This window comes from Microbacterium sp. Root61 (assembly GCF_001427525.1).
Lineage (GTDB): Bacteria > Actinomycetota > Actinomycetes > Actinomycetales > Microbacteriaceae > Microbacterium.
In genome coordinates this window covers 568,782-584,740 of sequence record NZ_LMGU01000001.1, presented here as the reverse complement: position 1 = coordinate 584,740, position 15,959 = coordinate 568,782, and the positions used below count along the sequence as shown (strand labels likewise).

Here is a 15,959-nt window from a genome sequence, read left to right as displayed (position 1 = left end):
GCCACGCGGGTCAGCCCGCGATCTCCTGGTACGCCGCGAACAGCAGCGACTCGTCCGGCGCCTGGAGCACGGTCGGACGCGCGATGTCATCCAGGACGATGAAACGCAGCATCGCGCCCCGTGTCTTCTTGTCGCGCTTGATCGTCGCCAGGAGTTGCGGCCAGGCACCGCCGCGGTAGGTGGTGGGCAGCCCGAGGGTGGTCAGGATGTCGCGATGACGCTGGACCCCCTCATCCGAGAGCCGACCGGCCAGACGCGACAGTTCGGCGGCGAACATCATGCCCACCGAGATCGCCGCGCCGTGGCGCCACCGGTACCGCTCGGCGTGCTCGATCGCGTGCCCGACCGTGTGACCGTAGTTCAGGATCTCGCGGAGCCCCGCCTCGCGCAGGTCCTCCCCCACGACGCGGGCCTTCATCTCGATCGCGAGCTCGATGCAGCGTCGGAACGCCGGGCTGCGCGGATCGACCGCCGCCTCGGGATCGGCCTCGATGAGATCGAGGATCTCGGGTGCCCAGATGAAGCCCGCCTTGACGACCTCGGCGAACCCCGCCACGCGCTCGTTCGCGGAGAGCGAGTCGAGCACGTCCAGATCGCACAGCACGATGCGCGGCGCCCAGAAGGCGCCGACGAGGTTCTTGCCCTCGGCGGTGTTGACGCCGGTCTTGCCGCCGACGGCCGCATCGACCATGCCGAGCACCGTCGTGGGTACCTGGACGACCTCGATGCCGCGCAGCCAGGTCGCCGCGACGAACCCGGCGAGGTCGGTGACCGCTCCCCCGCCGAACCCGACGACGACGTCGGTGCGCGTGAAGTCGGCCTGACCCAGCACCTGCCAGCAGAACGCCGCGACTTCGATGCGCTTGCCCTGCTCGGCGTCGGGGATCTCGGCCAGCAGCACCTCGCGCTCGCCCATCAGGGACTCGCGAAGCTTCGCCGCCTCCGCGGCCAGGGTCGGCGGGTGCACGACGAGCACCTTGCGCGCTCCCGGCGGCAGAGCGGAACCCAGGTCGGCGAGCAGGCCTCGACCCACCAGGATGTCGTAGCTCGCGTCTCCTGCCACCGAGATGGTCGTGGTCTCGCTCATTCGCTTTCCTCCTGCTGCGGGCCGTGCGCCCATGCTGTGTTCGCCCAGTGGACGATCGCTTCGGTCACCGACTGCAGCGGACCGCTCGATGTATCGAAGGTCACATCGGCGAGTTCTTCGTAGATCGGGCGTCGTGCCTGCAGGATCTCGGTCCAGCGCGCCATCGCGTCGTCGGATTGCAGCAGCGGACGGTTGGTGTCGCGGATGCGGGAGGCGACGACGCGCGGCTGCACTGTCAAGAGCACGACATGGTGTTCGGCGAGGGCCGTTCGAGTCAGCGGGTCCAGGACTGCTCCCCCGCCCAGCGCCACGATGCCGCGACGCGAGAGTCCTTCGAGCACCGCTTCGCGCTCCCACTCGCGGAACTGCTCCTCGCCGTGCTCGGCGAAGATCTGCTCGATCGGACCATGAGCGCGTACGACGGCGATGTCCGAGTCGTAGAACTCGACGCCCAGAGCCTTCGCCGCGCGTCGGCCGATGCTCGTCTTGCCCGCACCCATGGGGCCGATCAGGACGATGGCGCGCCGTGGGGCTGTCATGCCCCCGCGAGAGCGATGTCGCTCTCGGCGGTCGTCTGCAGCGTCGCGGGGATGGCCGCGAGGTACGACTCCAGGTTGCGCCGCGTCTCGCCGACGCTGTCGCCGCCGAACTTCTCCAGCACGACCTCGGCCAGGACGATCGCGACCATGGCCTCTGCAACGACGCCTGCGGCCGGGACGGCGCAGACGTCGGAACGCTGGTGGTGCGCGGCGGCGGTCTCGCCCGTCACGACGTCGACCGTGCGCAGCGCGTGCGGGATCGTCGCGATGGGCTTCATGCCGGCGCGGACGCGCAGGACCGTGCCCGTGGACATGCCGCCCTCGGTGCCGCCGGCGCGGTCGCTGGAGCGCGTGATTCCGGATGCGGTGGCGAAGAGCTCGTCGTGCGCCTCGGAGCCGCGGCGGGTCGTGGTGACGAAGCCGTCGCCCACCTCCACGCCCTTGATGGCCTGGATGCTCATCAGCGCCTGTGCGAGCTTGCCGTCGAGGCGGCGGTCCCACTGCACGTGGGACCCGAGCCCGGGCGGCAGACCGTAGGCGAGCACCTCGACCACACCGCCGAGGGTGTCGCCGTCCTTGCGCGCGTCATCCACCTCGGCGACCATGCGGGCCGACGTGGCCGCGTCGAAGCAGCGGAGCGGATCGGCGTCCAGCAGCTCGACGTCGTCGGGCGACGGAAGCGCGGCGTCCTCGGGGACGCGCACCGGACCGATCGACAGCGTGTGGCTGACGAGACGGATGCCGAGCTCGGACAGGAACGCACGGGCGACGGCGCCGAGGGCGACGCGTGCCGCCGTTTCACGGGCACTCGCGCGCTCGAGGATGGGGCGCGCCTCGTCGAAGTCGTACTTCTGCATGCCGACCAGGTCGGCATGGCCGGGGCGCGGGCGCGTCAGCGCCGCACCGCGACCACGGGACTTCTCGGTCAGCTCGATGGGCTCCGGCGACATCACCTCGACCCACTTGGGCCATTCGGTGTTGCCGATGCGCAGCGCGATCGGGCTGCCCAGGCTGAAGCCGTGGCGCACGCCCGAGGAGATCGTGAGTTCGTCCTCCTCGAACTTCATCCGCGAACCGCGGCCGTAGCCGAGCTTGCGGCGCGCCAGATCAGCACGGATGTCGACAGAGGAGATCGGCACACCGGAGGGCAGGCCCTCCATGATGGCGACGAGTTCTGGGCCGTGCGATTCGCCGGCCGTGAGCACGCGGAGCATTCGACTAGTCTCCCACGACCGCAGAACGCATCGCGGCGAGCACGGCGCGTTCGTCGGTCAATTCGGTGTTGGGATCTCCCGAAACGAAGACCCGCACTTGCAGAACGGCCTGATGCAGCAGCATCCCGAGGCCGGAGATGGCGGTACCGCCGGTTCGCTGCCAGGCATCGGCCAGCGCCGTGGGCCATGTCCCGTAGACGACATCCAGCAGCGGGCCACCGGATGCGGCGAGTGATTCATTGACAGCCTCGGGCAGCGCGGTGTCCCCCGGCAGCGTGGCGATCGACAGCGCCACGGCGGTGAAGGCTCGGGCGGCGAGCGGGATGGCGACAACGGTGACGCCGAGGCGCTCCCCTAGGTCGATCAGCGGCGCGACGGCTTCGGGGCGCCGGGCGGCGACCTCGACCCGGCGCGCACCCAATTCGCTCAGCGCGACCAGCGCAGACGTCGCCGTCGCGCCGGCGCCGATGATGCGGGCGTCCGGCACCTCCGCGAGCCCGTGCTCCTGCAGGCTGCGCGTGATGCCACCGACGTCGGTGTTGAAGCCACGCGGACCGGGGGCCTCCAGGAGCAGTGTGTTGACGGCGCCGGTGAGCTCCGCGCGACGGTCCAGCGTTCTCGCCGCCGAGAACGCCTCCGCCTTGAGCGGGAACGTCACCGACAGGCCGCGCCATCCGTCATCCAGGGATGCGAGCGCGTCCGAGAACTCGGATGCCGCGACTCGGCGTCGATCGTACGTCCAGTCGAGTCCGAGCACGCCGTAGGCCGCCGCGTGCAGCTGCGGAGAACGACTGTGGGCGATCGGATCGCCCCAGACGGTCAGCCGCGTGCGGTCGGTCAGCACCCCGAGTCCGGGTGGTCGGAACACCAGGTCTGCATCTGCTTCACGTACTTCAGGTGCTCGGCGTAGGTGCTCGTGAAGATCGTCTCCCCGGTATCGAGGTTGACCGTGACGAAGTACAGCCACGGGCCGTCCGCCGGGTGCATCGCCGCGTCGATCGCGACGTCTCCGGGGTTCGCGATCGGGCCGATCGGCAATCCCGTGTGCACGTAGGTGTTCCACAGGTTCGGGTCGTTCAGTGCTTCCTCGGACGAACTGGCCGTGCCGTCGTGGATCTCGCCGTAGCCGTACTGGGCCGTCGAGTCCATCTGCAGCTTGCCGAAGGTCTCCTGGTTGCTCGGATCGAGACGGTTCTCGATCACCCGGGACACCTTGTAGAAGTCCTCCTCGAACCGCGCCTCGCGTTGGATGATCGAGGCGACGGTGAGGATGCGCTGGCGGTCATCCACCGGCACTCCTGCCGAGTCCAGAGACTGCACGGTGCGATCCACGAGCGTCTGGATGACCTGCGGGGCTGTCACGCCCGGGTCGAAGGTGTACGTGGCGGGGAACAGCCACCCCTCCAGGCTGTCGGCCGGCACGCCGTAGTCGGCAGGGTTCGCCACAGCCGCCTGGAAGTCCTCGAGCGGCAGCCCGGTACCCTCGGCCAGCTTGGGCAGCGACTGCTCGACCGTGAGGCCCTCGCGCAGCTGCGCGGTGTTCTCCAGCTTGTTCGCGGGGTCCAGCAGCGCGTTCAGCGCCGCCTCCGACGTCATCTGCTTCTGCAGCTTGAACGCGCCGGGTACGAACGGAGGGTTCAGCGAGTTGTCGATCAGGTAGTCGTAGAACGCGTCCGGCGTCTTCGTCACGCCCGCGTCGTAGAGGGTCTGCGAAATGGGGCCCCCGGTGTCGCCGGAAAGGACCGTCACGACCACCTCGCCGTTGGCGAGCCCGGCCTCGTAGTCCTTGGGCTCTTCCCAGCCCATCACCTCGCGGATCTTGTCCTCGTAGGTGTTCCACACCCACAAGCCGCCGGCGGCAGCGCCGCCGAGCAGCACCAGGATGATGCCGAGCGCGATCCAGCCGCCCTTGCGACGCTTGCGCTTGCTGGGAGGCGGGGGCGGCGCGCCCAGGTCATCGGTCGTGTGCGAGCCCGTGAACAGGTCCTCCAGCGACGCGGACGACACAGGCGTCGCGGAACGGGGCTCCGCGGGGCGCGGCGCCGGCGCAGCGGCCTGCGCGGGCGTTGCGGTCGGCGGGACGGGTGTCGGTGCCGGTGCTGCAGGTGCCGCAGCCTCGGTGGGCGCTCCGGCGGCTTCGGGCGCGGTCTCGGGGGCGCCGGCCCGCTCACTCGCCTCGCGGGCGGCGCGTCGCGACAGGGGCGCCGCGTGGTCGCCCTCCTCCGGCACGGACGGACCGGTGGCACCGGAGGCCGGAGACTCCGTCGCCGCCGCACGCGTGCTCATGGTGCGCGGATCAGGGAGTTTTCCGAAGAGATCCGCGAACGGATCATCGAACGGCGAGGAGGACTCGGGCATGATTCAGGCGGGCTCCTGGGCCGGGGGGACGGGGGTTCCGGGAGGTCGCCCGCTGTTCTTCTCCACGTCGAGAGCTTGCTGCAGCAGGACGACCGCGGCGACTTGATCCACAATGCTACGAGATGAACGCTGGGATCTGCCCGATTCGCGCAATGCCGCGTGTGCGGAGACCGTGCTCAGACGCTCGTCGACGAGCCTCACGGGCAGAGCGGATGCCGCGGCCAGCGCCGCGGCGAACTCCCGTGCGTCCCCGGTCGAGGCCGAGTCGCCGCCGCTCAGGCTGAGCGGCAGTCCTACGAGGATCTCCACGGCCGTGTGCTCCTCGGCCAGCACCAGGATGCGCGCCACGGAGTCGTCGTTGCGCGGCACCGTCTCCACCGGCGTCGCCAGCAGGCCGTCCGGGTCGGACCGGGCGACGCCGACGCGTGCCTTGCCCACGTCGATGCCGAGCCGGACCCCGCGACGGAAGCCGGTCACGCGCCTGTCGCCTCCAGGGCGCTGCGCACCGCAGTGAGCGCTGCGGGCAGTGCCGAGGCATCCGCTCCGCCGCCCTGCGCGACGTCGTCGCGCCCGCCGCCGCCGCCGCCGAGCACACCGGCGGCGATCTTCGCCAGGGCCCCGGCCTTGGCTCCCGCGGCGCGGGCACCCTCGTTGGTCGCAATGATGACGACCGGGCGTCCGCCCACGTCCGCGCCGAGCGCGACCACGGCCGGAGCCGAACCGAGCCGGTCACGCACCTGCAGCGCCAGAGTGCGTACGTCGTCGCCCGACCCGGCGGTGCCGATCGATGTCGCCACCAGGCGGTGCGGGCCGACGGTGGTCGCGGTCTCCGCCAGGGCGGGGGCGCGATCGGCCATCGCACGGGCTTCGAACGCGGCGATCTTCTTCTCGGCGGCCTTGAGGCTGGCTGCCAGTTCGGCGATACGGGCCGGAAGCTGCTCTCGCGGTGTCTTGAGAGTCGAGGTGAGCTGCGAGACGATCGCGCGCTCGGCAGCAAGGTCGCGGAAGGCGTCCAGGCCGACGAGCGCCTCGACGCGGCGGTTGGACGCGCCGACGGAGGATTCGCCGACGAGGTTGATCAGGCCGATCTCGGCGCTGGAGGACACGTGCGTGCCACCGCAGAGCTCGCGCGACCACGGCCCGCCGATGTCGACCATCCGTACGGTGTCGCCGTACTTCTCGCCGAACAGCGCCATGGCACCGGCCGCCTTCGCATCGTCGAGCGACATCACGCGCGTGGTGACCTCGAGGTTGTCGCGGACCGCGTTGTTGGAGATCTCCTCGATCTCGGTCCGCGTCTCGGGCGAGAGCGCCTGGCCCCACGTGAAGTCGAACCGCAGGTAGCCGGCACGGTTGAGCGAGCCCGCCTGGGCGGCGCTCTTGCCCAGCGTGTCGCGCAGCGCGGCGTGCACGAGGTGGGTCGCGGAGTGCGCCTGCCGGGCGGAGCGCCGGTTGGCGGCATCCACCACCGTCGTGGCGGGCGCGCCGATGCCGACTTCGCCGGCGGTGACCTCGACCGTGTGGCTGATGAGCCCCGCGACGGGGCGCTGCACGTCGATGACCTCGAGCTCGTAGCCTGGGCCGACGATGATGCCCTTGTCGGCGACCTGACCGCCGGACTCGGCGTACAGCGCGGTCTCGGCGAGGATGACCTCGACGATCTGGCCCTGGTGCGCGCGGTCGACCGACAGGCCGTCGACGAGCAGACCGAGGACGGATGACTCGGTCTCCAGGTCGGTGTAGCCGGTGAAGGTCGTCTCCCCCAGCGCGCGGAACTCGCGGTACACGCTGGTGTCGGCGAGGGCGCGCTTGCGGGCCTTCGCGTCGGTCTTGGCGCGCGTGCGCTGCTCGAGCATCAGGGTGTCGAACGCCGCACGGTCGACCGAGAGGCCGGCCTCTTCGGCGATCTCGAGCGTGAGATCGATCGGGAAGCCGTAGGTGTCGTGCAGGAGGAACGCCTCAGATCCGGAGAGCGTCGTGCCCCCGGCATCCTTCGTCTGCGTCACCGACTGGTCGAGGATCGTGGAGCCCGACGCGAGCGTGCGCAGGAAGGTCTCCTCCTCGGCGTACGCGTACGCCGAGAGCCGCGTGTACTCGGTCGCCAGCTCGGGGTAGGCGTCCTTCATCGCATCGCGCGAGGCGGGGAACAGCTCGGGGAACGTCGGACCGTCCACGCCCAGCAGGCGCATGGAGCGGATGGCGCGGCGCATCAGACGGCGCAGGATGTACCCGCGGCCCTCGTTGGACGGCGTGACGCCGTCCGCGAGCAGCATCAGCGAGGAGCGCACGTGGTCGGCGACGATGCGGAACCGCACGTCGTCCTCGTGCACGGCGCCGTAGCGGCGTCCGCTCAGCTCCACGGCACGGTCCAGGACCGGACGCACCTGGTCGGTCTCGTACATGTTGTCGACGCCCTGCTTGATGAACGCGATGCGTTCCAGGCCCATGCCGGTGTCGATGTTCTTCGCGGGCAGCTCGCCCACGATGTCGAAGTCGTATTTGGACCGCACGTTCGTGATCTCGTACTGCATGAACACGAGGTTCCAGATCTCGACGTAGCGGTCGTCGTCGGTGGCAGGGCCGCCGTCGATCCCGTACGCGGGACCACGGTCGAAGAAGATCTCCGAACAGGGTCCTGCGGGGCCCGGAAGACCGGTGCTCCAGTAGTTGGTGTCCTTGCCGAGGCGCTGAATGCGCTCTTCGGGCAGCCCGGCGATCTCGCGCCACAGGTCGAACGCCTCATCGTCGTCTTCGTAGACCGTGACCCACAGGTCCTTCGGGTCGAACGCGAGCCCGCCGTCCGCCTCCGCAGTGGTCAGCAGCTCCCACGCGTAGCGGATGGCGCCTTCCTTGAAGTAGTCGCCGAACGACCAGTTGCCCAGCATCTGGAAGAACGTGCCGTGGCGCGGCGTCTTGCCGACCTCTTCGATGTCGTTGGTGCGGATGCACTTCTGATTGTCCGCGGCACGCTTGTAGGGCGCCGGCACATCGCCGCTCAGGTACGGGATGAACGGCACCATCCCGGCCACCGTGAACAGGAGCGCCGGGTCATCCGTGACCAGCGAGGCCGAGGGGACGATGGTGTGCTCCCGCTTCTGGAAGAAGTCCAGGTAGCGGGCGGCGATATCAGCGGTCTTCATGCGTGAGGGTCCTCGTGCGGGCGAGCGGGACTCCCCCGGTGTCGGGGTCGTCGATGAGCGGTTTCTAGTCGGCGAGCTTCTTCGCCGCGTCGGAGGCGGCGTCCACGGCGTCGGATGCAGCGTCCTTGACGCCGTCCACGAGCTCGGTGAGACGCGACTCCTGGGAGTGATAGGCGTCACTCATGCGGTCGGTGAACTCCGCGATGCGGGCGTCGACCTCGGCGAGTACTTCGTGTCCGCGCGGGTCCTTGTTGACGAGGTGGGCCGCGACGAATCCACCGGCGATACCGAGCACGAACCAGAACAGGCTCTTCACAGTGACACTTCCTCGGAGATGGGGCCGCGGACGCGGCATCCTCCATCGTATGCGGAAACGACGAAGGGCGCCGGGATGAACCCGACGCCCTTCGTTTCGCTCGATGGAGTATTAGCGCGCTGCGTAATACTCAACGACGAGCTGGACTTCACAGGTCACGGGGACCTCGGCGCGCTTCGGGCGACGCACGAGGCGTGCCTGCAGCTTGTCGAGCTCGACCTCGAGGTAGCCCGGAACCGGGGGCAGGACCTCGGCGTGACCGCCGGCGGCTGCAACCTGGAACGGCTCGATGCCTTCGCTCTTCGCCTTGACGTGAATGACCTGGCCGGGCTTGACGCGGAACGACGGGCGGTCCACGGTCTGGCCGTCGACCAGGATGTGGCGGTGCACGACGAGCTGGCGAGCCTGAGCGGTGGTGCGGGCGAAGCCGGCACGCAGCACGAGGGCATCCAGACGCATTTCGAGCAGCTCGACCAGGTTCTCACCGGTCAGGCCATCCTTGCGACGGGCCTCGTTGAACGTGTTGCGCATCTGCTTCTCGCGGATGCCGTACTGCTCGCGCAGACGCTGCTTCTCGCGCAGACGGACGGCGTAGTCGCTGTCCTGCTTGCGCTTGGTGCGGCCGTGCTCACCCGGAGCGTAGGGACGCTTCTCGAGGTAGCGGGCGGCCTTCGGGGTCAGGGCGATACCGAGTGCGCGTGAGAGGCGGACCTTACGGCGGTCCTGGGACTTCGTGGTCACGAAGTTTTCCTTCCGATGACGCGGCCGTGACTTTCACGGCCTGCGGACGTATCTCCCCCGCCCTGCTCTCGAAGCGCACGCCGGGGCGCTGCGAAAGTGTGGTGTGGATGAGGGGATGCCCGAAAACTGGGTTTCGAGCCGATTCAGCTTACCAGGTCTCCCCTGGGCCACCTGTGCGGGCGCCGCATCGCCGGCCTCCACTCAACCGGAGACCTCGTGGGTCGTTCCGCTGGCGCCGATTGCCCGGCCTGGCGCCGACCGTTCCGTCGGAGATCACCACACCGGCGGATCGCACCGCGGCGCGTCGGCCCTTCGAAGTGGTGATCTCCGACGTTGTGGCGCGAAGCGCACGCCACCCGAGGGTGTCGCGCAGCACGCGGCAACAGACAGACCGGCCGACTACTTCCCGTCGAGGATGCGGCGGATCTTCTCGAGCCGCGCGGAGACGTCGCGCTCCTGCCCGTGGTTGGTCGGCGTGTAGTAACGCCGCCCCTTGAGCTCGTCGGGAAGGTGCTGCTGTGCCACGATCCCGATCTCGGTGTCGTGCGGATACCGGTAGCCCTTGCCGTGGCCGAGACGCTTGGCGCCCGGATAGTGCGCGTCGCGCAGGGGCGCCGGCACCCGGCCGAATCCTCCGGCGCGCACGTCGGCGATCGCCTGGTCGATCGCGAGGTAAGCGGCGTTGGATTTGGCGGTGGTGGCCAGATAGGCGGTCGCCTCGGCGAGCGGGATGCGGCCTTCGGGCATGCCGATGAACGCGACGGCGTCCGCGGCGGCGACCGCGATGACGAGCGCCTGCGGGTCGGCCAGGCCGATGTCCTCGGAGGCCGAGATGACCAGGCGCCGCGCGATGAAGCGAGGGTCTTCCCCGGCCTCGACCATGCGGGCCAGGTAGTGCATCGCCGCGTCGACGTCGGACCCGCGGATCGACTTGATGAAGGCGCTGATGACGTCGTAGTGCTCGTCACCCTGCCGGTCGTAGCGCAGCAGAGCGCGGTCGACCGCCTGTGCGATGAGCTCGGCGGTGATCACTCCGGGCGCGTCCTCGGCCGGCTCCGACATGGATGCCGCGGCCTCCAGCGCCGTGAGCGCGCGACGCGCATCACCCGAGGCCAGCCGGATCACCGCCGCGCGCGCGTCCGGCTCGAGCGTCGCCGCACCGGCGAGTCCGCGCGGATCCGTGACCGCACGGTCGATCAGCGAGCCGAGGTCGTCGTCGCTGAGCGAGCGGAGGGTCAGCAGCAGCGACCGGGACAGCAACGGCGAGATGACCGAGAACGAGGGGTTCTCCGTGGTCGCGGCGATGAGGATGACCCAGCCGTTCTCCACGCCGGGCAGCAGCGCGTCCTGCTGCGCCTTCGTGAACCGGTGGATCTCGTCGAGGAAGAGGATGGTCGACTGCCCGTACAGGTCGCGCTGCGTGAGCGCCTCCTGCATGACCTCCCGGACGTCCTTCACGCCCGCTGTCACGGCCGACAGTTCGACGAAGCGGCGGCCGGAGGAGCGCGCGATCGCCTGGGCGAGCGTGGTCTTGCCGGTGCCCGGCGGGCCCCACAGGATCACGGAGACGGCAGTGGTCGCGGCATCCGGATTCGCCAGAGCCACCAAGGGAGACCCCGGACGCAGCAGATGCCCCTGCCCCGCGACCTCGTCGAGCGAGATCGGCCGCATACGCACCGCGAGGGGCGTCTGCCCTTGGAAGAGCGCGGCGGAGGAGGTCACCCCTCCAGGCTAGTCGTGGGCTCCGACGCCACGGCCCGCGCAGTTTGGGCACACGTGCCCCGCGGCCATAGGATCGCGGGATCGATGCGGTCCAGCATCCGCTGACGAAGGAGGCCCCGTGGCTACGGGTGGTAAAGATCGCAGCACTCGCGAGGACCGCGAACGCGCCCGGGTCTACCAAGCGCGGGTGACCCTGCACGATGACCAGCAGCGTCGCCGTTCACGCGACAACCTGCTGGCCGGCATCGTCGGTGGCGTGCTCATCCTTGCCGTGGTGGGCGGTCAGATCGCCTATTACACGATGGGTCCCGGCGTTCCTGCTCCGAGCCCCTCGCCGACTTCGACCTCCACGCCCAGCCCGTCGCCGACCACATCGACGACCCCCACCCCTGAACCGTCCACAACGCCGTAGGCCGGTGCGGCAGACGCTGAGGCGCTGCGCGTATTAGGCTCAAAGCCGTCCATCCCCCACAGGCGGCGAGAGCCGCGATGAGGTGCATCACGTGACTGCCGACGCAGATTCCACTCCCGAACCCACCGAGACGCCGGCCGACCAGGCCGCGCCCGAGGTGGAGACCGCCGCGCTCCCGAGCGCCCCGACCCCGAGCCCTGCTCCGAGTCCACGACCGCCGATGCCGCGTGCGCCGTCCGCGCCCGTGCGTCCCGCCGCCGCTCCTGCGGCTCCTGAGGAGCCCTGGGGCCGGGTAGAGGATGACGGCACCGTCTCCGTGCGCGAAGGCGACGAGTGGCGCGTCGTCGGGCAGTATCCCGACGGAACGCCGGCCGAGGCCCTGGCCTACTTCGAGCGCAAGTTCTCCGATCTCGCCAGCGAGGTGACGCTCCTCGAGGTGCGTCACCGCCGTGGTGGCGCATCGGCCTCCGACCTGCGCGGCACGGCCAAGACGATCCAGGGCAAGATCGACGGCGCAGCCGCGGTCGGCGACCTGGCCCGCCTGAGCGCCCGCGTCGATGCCCTCACCGAGGAGCTCGCCGCAGAGTCCGAGACCGAGGCCGCTGCCGCGCGTGAAGCCGTCGACGAGGCCGTGCGCGTGCGCACCGAGCTCGTCGAGAAGGCCGAAGCCCTGGCGGCTCGCGATCCGCGCAGCATCCAGTGGAAGCAGACCTCCGCGGACATCGCGGAACTGTTCGACCAGTGGCAGTCGCAGCAGCAGAACGGTCCGCGCCTGCCCAAGGCTGCCGGTCAGCAGCTGTGGAAGCGATTCCGCGACGCCCGCTCGATCCTCGACAAGCACCGCCGTGAGTTCTACGCCGGTCTGGACGAGGAGCACAAGTCCGTGCGCGATCGCAAGACCCGTCTGGTCGAGAAGGCCGAAGCCCTCGCCCCGAAGGGCGAGGACGGCATCAACGCCTACCGCGAGCTGCTCGACCAGTGGAAGACCGCTGGGCGCGCCGGGAAGAAGGCCGATGACGCCCTGTGGGCTCGATTCAAGGCTGCCGGTGACGCGCTGTACTCCGCACGCGGCGAGCGTGAAGCAGCCGATGCCGAGGCATCCCGCGAGAAGATCGACGCGAAGCGCGAGCTGCTCGTCGAGGCGCGCAAGGTGTCCGACGTCACGGACACGGCCAAGGCTCGTGCCCAGCTGACCGCGATCCAGCGTCAGTGGGATGACATCGGCCGCATCTTCCCCCGCGACAAGGAGCGGGCGCTCGATGACGAACTGCGCAAGATCGAGCAGGGTGTCCGTTCGCGTGAAGACGTCGACTGGAAGCAGAACAACCCGGAGACCAAGGCGCGCACCAACGACATGACGCGTCAGCTCACGGACGCCATCGAGAAGCTCGAACAGGAGCTCGCAGCGGCCGAAGCATCCGGCGACAAGAAGGCGGCGGCCGAGACGGCCGAGGCGCTCGAAGCCCGCAAGGCGTGGCTGCGCGCCGTCGGCGGCTGAGCACTCCACACCAGCGCACCAGGGCGCGGTTGTCCACAGAAGTGGATGCCGCGCCCTCGGCGTATTCCGGCTGGGGCACGATGACTCCCATGCCTTCGCCGTACCTCTACTTCGCCGGTGGCCGCCTCTCGCAGGCGGAGCTGTCCGCGGCACGTCTCGACGGGCACGTCGTCGAGCTCGGCGAGGGCTACATCCCGGCGGACGCGATCGAGACGCGCGGACTGCGCGCCGCATCCCTCTCCGGGCTCCTCGGCGAGACGCTCGCAGCGACGCATCTGAGCGCCGCGTGGGTGCACGGGGCGCTGCCTGAGCCGCCCCTGCGGCACACTGTGCAGCGGGCGGTGGAGCGGCGTCTGCACCACGTGCTCGGGCGGCGCTTCGTCTACCGCGACCTGCAGGTCGACGAAGACGACCTGCAGCGCATCGGCGGGGTCCGCGTCACCTCCCCCGAGCGCACGCTCGCCGACCTGTCACGGATTCCCGACGACGAGTACGCGGCGGCCGCACGGCTGATGGCCGATCTGACTCCCGATCTCGCCTTCGATGCCGTGGCGTGGCTCGAGGGGCATGGTGCGCTCCCCCACAAACGTTCTGCTCTGGCGTTCCTGCGAGGCCTGGCGGCGCGGAATCAGGACGAGGTGACGCGGTACACGTCGTAGACCGCATCGATGCGCCGTACGGCGTTCAGCACGCGGTCCAAGTGGACGATGTCGCCCATCTCGAACACGAACCGGCTGAGAGCCAGGCGATCGTTCGTCGTGGACACTGTCGCCGACAGGATGTTGACGTGATGCTCGCTGAGCACGCGCGTGACATCGCTCAGCAGGCCCGAGCGGTCGAGGGCCTCGACCTGGATCTGCACGAGGAAGATGCTCTTGGTCGTCGGCGCCCACTCGACGTCGATGAGGCGCTGCGGGTCATCCATCAACGACTTGACGTTCGTGCAGTCGCTGCGGTGGACAGACACGCCGCTGCCGCGCGTCACGAAGCCGATGATCTCGTCACCCGGCACCGGCGTGCAGCACTTGGCGAGCTTGACCAGGATGTCTGGCGCCCCGCGCACGAGGATGCCCGAGTCGCCGTCGCGCGGACGGCGTGCCCGCCCGATCTGCGGCAGATCGATCGGACCGGTCGCGGTGTCGTTGGCGCTGACGAGCGAGGTGACCTTCTCGATCACGGACTGGGTGGAGACATGGCCCTCGCCGACGGCGGCGTAGAGGGCGGAGACGTCCTCGTACTTCAGCTGATGGGCGACCTCGGAGAAGGAGTCCTGGCTCATCAGGCGCTGCAGCGGCAGGTTCTGGCGGCGCATCGCGCGGGCGATGGCCTCCTTGCCCTGCTCGACGGCCTCTTCGCGGCGCTCCTTCGTGAACCAGCCCCGGATCTTGCTGCGGGCGCGCGTGCTCTTGACGAAGCTCAGCCAGTCCTGGCTGGGTCCGGCATCCGGGTTCTTGGAGGTGAACACCTCGACGACATCGCCGCTGGTCAGCTCGGACTCGAGCGGCACCAGGCGGCCGTTGACCTTCGCGCCCATGGTGCGGTGGCCGACCTCGGTGTGCACGGCGTAGGCGAAGTCGACGGGGGTCGCGCCGGCCGGAAGGCCGATGACACGACCCTTGGGCGTGAAGACGTAGACCTCCTTCGCGCCGATCTCGAAGCGCAGCGAGTCGAGGAACTCGCCCGGGTCTGCGGTTTCTGCCTGCCAGTCCGAGATGTGCGCGAGCCAGGCCATGTCGGCATCGAGCGACTTCGCGTCTGCCTTGCCGCTGCCGATCCGCTCCTTGTACTTCCAATGCGCCGCCACGCCGTACTCGGCCTGCTGGTGCATCTCGTTGGTGCGGATCTGGATCTCGACCGTGCGCCCGCCGGGACCGATCACGGTCGTGTGCAGCGACTGGTAGAGGTTGAACTTCGGCGTCGCGATGTAGTCCTTGAACCGACCGGGAAGCGGCGTCCAACGGGCGTGGATCGCCCCCAGCACCGCGTAGCAGTCGCGCACCGTGTTGACGAGCACACGGATGCCGATGAGGTCGTAGATGTCGTCGAACTCGCGGCCTCGCACGACCATCTTCTGGTACACGGAGTACAGCTGCTTGGGCCGGCCCTCGACGCGGCCGCGGATGCGCAGCTCGCGCAGATCCGACTCCACGGATTCGATGACGTTCTGCACGTACTGCTCGCGCTGCGGGGTGCGCTGCTTGACCAGGCTCTCGATCTCGACGTAGAGCTTCGGGTGCAGCACAGCGAACGAGAGCTCCTCGAGCTCGGACTTGATGGTCTGGATGCCCAGACGGTGCGCGAGCGGGGCGTAGATCTCGAGCGTCTCGGTCGCCTTGCGGCGGGACTTCTCCGGGGCGACGAAGCCCCACGTACGGGCGTTGTGCAGACGGTCGGCGAGCTTGATGAGCAGAACGCGGATGTCGCGGGACATCGCCACGATCATCTTGCGGACGGTCTCGGCCTGGGCGCTCTCGCCGTACTTGACCTTGTCCAGCTTCGTGACGCCGTCCACGAGCATCGCGACCTCGTCGCCGAACTCGGCGGTCAGCGTGTCGAGCCGATACTCGGTGTCTTCGACGGTGTCGTGCAGCAGCGCGGCGGCGATCGCCTTCGGGCCCAGCCCGAGGTCGGCGAGGATCTGCGCGACTGCGAGCGGGTGCGTGATGTACGGCTCGCCGCTCTGGCGCTTCTGTCCCTCGTGCGCACGATCCGCGACCGCGTATGCGCGCTCGATGATCGACAGATCACCCTTGGGGTGATGCGTGCGCACCGTGCGGAGCAGCAGCTCCATTCCGTCGCGACGGCCGGACCGCGAGAAGATGCGCGGAACGAGTCGCCGCAGCGAGGAAGATTGCGCGACAGGAGTGGTCTCGGTCACCCGCTGGCCCTCCCCTCCGCTGGATCAGTCAATCCTACGCCCGGGCGCCGGGCG

General features: G+C 69.5%; 14 protein-coding genes. 3 read left to right on the top strand and 11 right to left on the bottom strand.

Going from position 1 to position 15,959, the window contains the following annotated elements; genetic code table 11:
- Positions 1-10: 10 nt before the first annotated feature.
- The 10 genes from aroB to ASD65_RS02780 all read right to left on the bottom strand — a co-directional run bounded on the left by aroB (position 11) and on the right by ASD65_RS02780 (position 11,117).
- Positions 11-1,087, bottom strand: coding sequence for a 3-dehydroquinate synthase (aroB, locus tag ASD65_RS02825; protein WP_056218149.1), 1,077 nt, complete (start codon positions 1,085-1,087; stop codon positions 11-13).
- Positions 1,084-1,626: a shikimate kinase gene (locus ASD65_RS02820; protein WP_056218144.1), complete on the bottom strand. Its 543-nt coding sequence runs from the start codon at positions 1,624-1,626 to the stop codon at positions 1,084-1,086. The genes aroB and ASD65_RS02820 overlap by 4 nt, the downstream gene beginning before the upstream one ends.
- On the bottom strand, positions 1,623-2,840 hold the full coding sequence (gene aroC, locus ASD65_RS02815) for a chorismate synthase (RefSeq protein ID WP_056218141.1): 1,218 nt from the start codon (positions 2,838-2,840) through the stop codon (positions 1,623-1,625). The genes ASD65_RS02820 and aroC overlap by 4 nt, the downstream gene beginning before the upstream one ends.
- A gap of 4 nt (positions 2,841-2,844) precedes the next feature.
- The gene (locus tag ASD65_RS02810; protein ID WP_327041613.1) at positions 2,845-3,708 is read right to left on the bottom strand and encodes a shikimate dehydrogenase; all 864 of its coding nucleotides are present in this window, start codon (positions 3,706-3,708) and stop codon (positions 2,845-2,847) included.
- A complete protein-coding gene (mltG, locus tag ASD65_RS02805; protein ID WP_235566592.1) occupies positions 3,678-5,126 on the bottom strand; it encodes an endolytic transglycosylase MltG in 1,449 nt (482 codons plus the stop codon). The genes ASD65_RS02810 and mltG overlap by 31 nt, the downstream gene beginning before the upstream one ends.
- A gap of 75 nt (positions 5,127-5,201) precedes the next feature.
- Entirely contained in the window at positions 5,202-5,675 is a 474-nt protein-coding gene (gene ruvX, locus ASD65_RS02800) for a Holliday junction resolvase RuvX (protein ID WP_056218132.1), read from the bottom strand.
- A complete protein-coding gene (alaS, locus tag ASD65_RS02795; protein WP_056218130.1) occupies positions 5,672-8,338 on the bottom strand; it encodes an alanine--tRNA ligase in 2,667 nt (888 codons plus the stop codon). The genes ruvX and alaS overlap by 4 nt, the downstream gene beginning before the upstream one ends.
- A 64-nt stretch (positions 8,339-8,402) precedes the next feature.
- Positions 8,403-8,654: a hypothetical protein gene (locus ASD65_RS02790; protein ID WP_056218124.1), complete on the bottom strand. Its 252-nt coding sequence runs from the start codon at positions 8,652-8,654 to the stop codon at positions 8,403-8,405.
- Positions 8,655-8,765: 111 nt separating this feature from the next.
- Positions 8,766-9,395 (bottom strand): 30S ribosomal protein S4, encoded by a 630-nt coding sequence (rpsD, locus tag ASD65_RS02785; protein WP_056218121.1) that lies wholly within the window; start codon positions 9,393-9,395, stop codon positions 8,766-8,768.
- A gap of 399 nt (positions 9,396-9,794) precedes the next feature.
- A complete protein-coding gene (locus ASD65_RS02780; protein WP_235566591.1) occupies positions 9,795-11,117 on the bottom strand; it encodes a replication-associated recombination protein A in 1,323 nt (440 codons plus the stop codon).
- Between the two features lie 187 nt (positions 11,118-11,304).
- Between ASD65_RS02780 and ASD65_RS18675 the strand changes: the two genes are divergently transcribed.
- The 3 genes from ASD65_RS18675 (at position 11,305) to ASD65_RS02770 (ending at position 13,686) form a co-directional block, all read left to right on the top strand.
- Entirely contained in the window at positions 11,305-11,529 is a 225-nt protein-coding gene (locus tag ASD65_RS18675; protein WP_235566590.1) for a hypothetical protein, read from the top strand.
- Positions 11,530-11,749: 220 nt separating this feature from the next.
- The gene (locus tag ASD65_RS02775; RefSeq protein WP_056224405.1) at positions 11,750-13,027 is read left to right on the top strand and encodes a DUF349 domain-containing protein; all 1,278 of its coding nucleotides are present in this window, start codon (positions 11,750-11,752) and stop codon (positions 13,025-13,027) included.
- An 89-nt stretch (positions 13,028-13,116) separates the two neighbouring features.
- Positions 13,117-13,686 carry a type IV toxin-antitoxin system AbiEi family antitoxin gene (locus tag ASD65_RS02770; protein WP_056218118.1) on the top strand — a complete coding sequence of 190 codons (570 nt, stop codon included), beginning with the start codon at positions 13,117-13,119 and terminating at the stop codon, positions 13,684-13,686.
- On the opposite strand, the gene ASD65_RS02765 is transcribed toward ASD65_RS02770, so the two are convergent.
- Positions 13,656-15,905, bottom strand: a complete 2,250-nt coding sequence (locus tag ASD65_RS02765; protein WP_056218115.1) for a RelA/SpoT family protein — start codon at positions 15,903-15,905, stop codon at positions 13,656-13,658. The two genes, ASD65_RS02770 and ASD65_RS02765, sit on opposite strands and share 31 nt — an antisense overlap.
- Positions 15,906-15,959: the final 54 nt, after the last annotated feature.

What these genes read in the sequence shown, in the direction of transcription:
- alaS (WP_056218130.1), bottom strand. Translation starts at nt 8,338, where the DNA reads ATGAAGACCGCTGATATCGCCGCCCGCTACCTGGACTTCTTCCAGAAG.
- ASD65_RS02775 (WP_056224405.1), top strand. Translation starts at nt 11,750, where the DNA reads ATGCCGCGTGCGCCGTCCGCGCCCGTGCGTCCCGCCGCCGCTCCTGCG.
- ASD65_RS02770 (WP_056218118.1), top strand. Translation starts at nt 13,117, where the DNA reads ATGCCTTCGCCGTACCTCTACTTCGCCGGTGGCCGCCTCTCGCAGGCG.
- aroB (WP_056218149.1), bottom strand. Translation starts at nt 1,087, where the DNA reads ATGAGCGAGACCACGACCATCTCGGTGGCAGGAGACGCGAGCTACGAC.
- aroC (WP_056218141.1), bottom strand. Translation starts at nt 2,840, where the DNA reads ATGCTCCGCGTGCTCACGGCCGGCGAATCGCACGGCCCAGAACTCGTC.
- ASD65_RS02820 (WP_056218144.1), bottom strand. Translation starts at nt 1,626, where the DNA reads ATGACAGCCCCACGGCGCGCCATCGTCCTGATCGGCCCCATGGGTGCG.
- mltG (WP_235566592.1), bottom strand. Translation starts at nt 5,126, where the DNA reads ATGAGCACGCGTGCGGCGGCGACGGAGTCTCCGGCCTCCGGTGCCACC.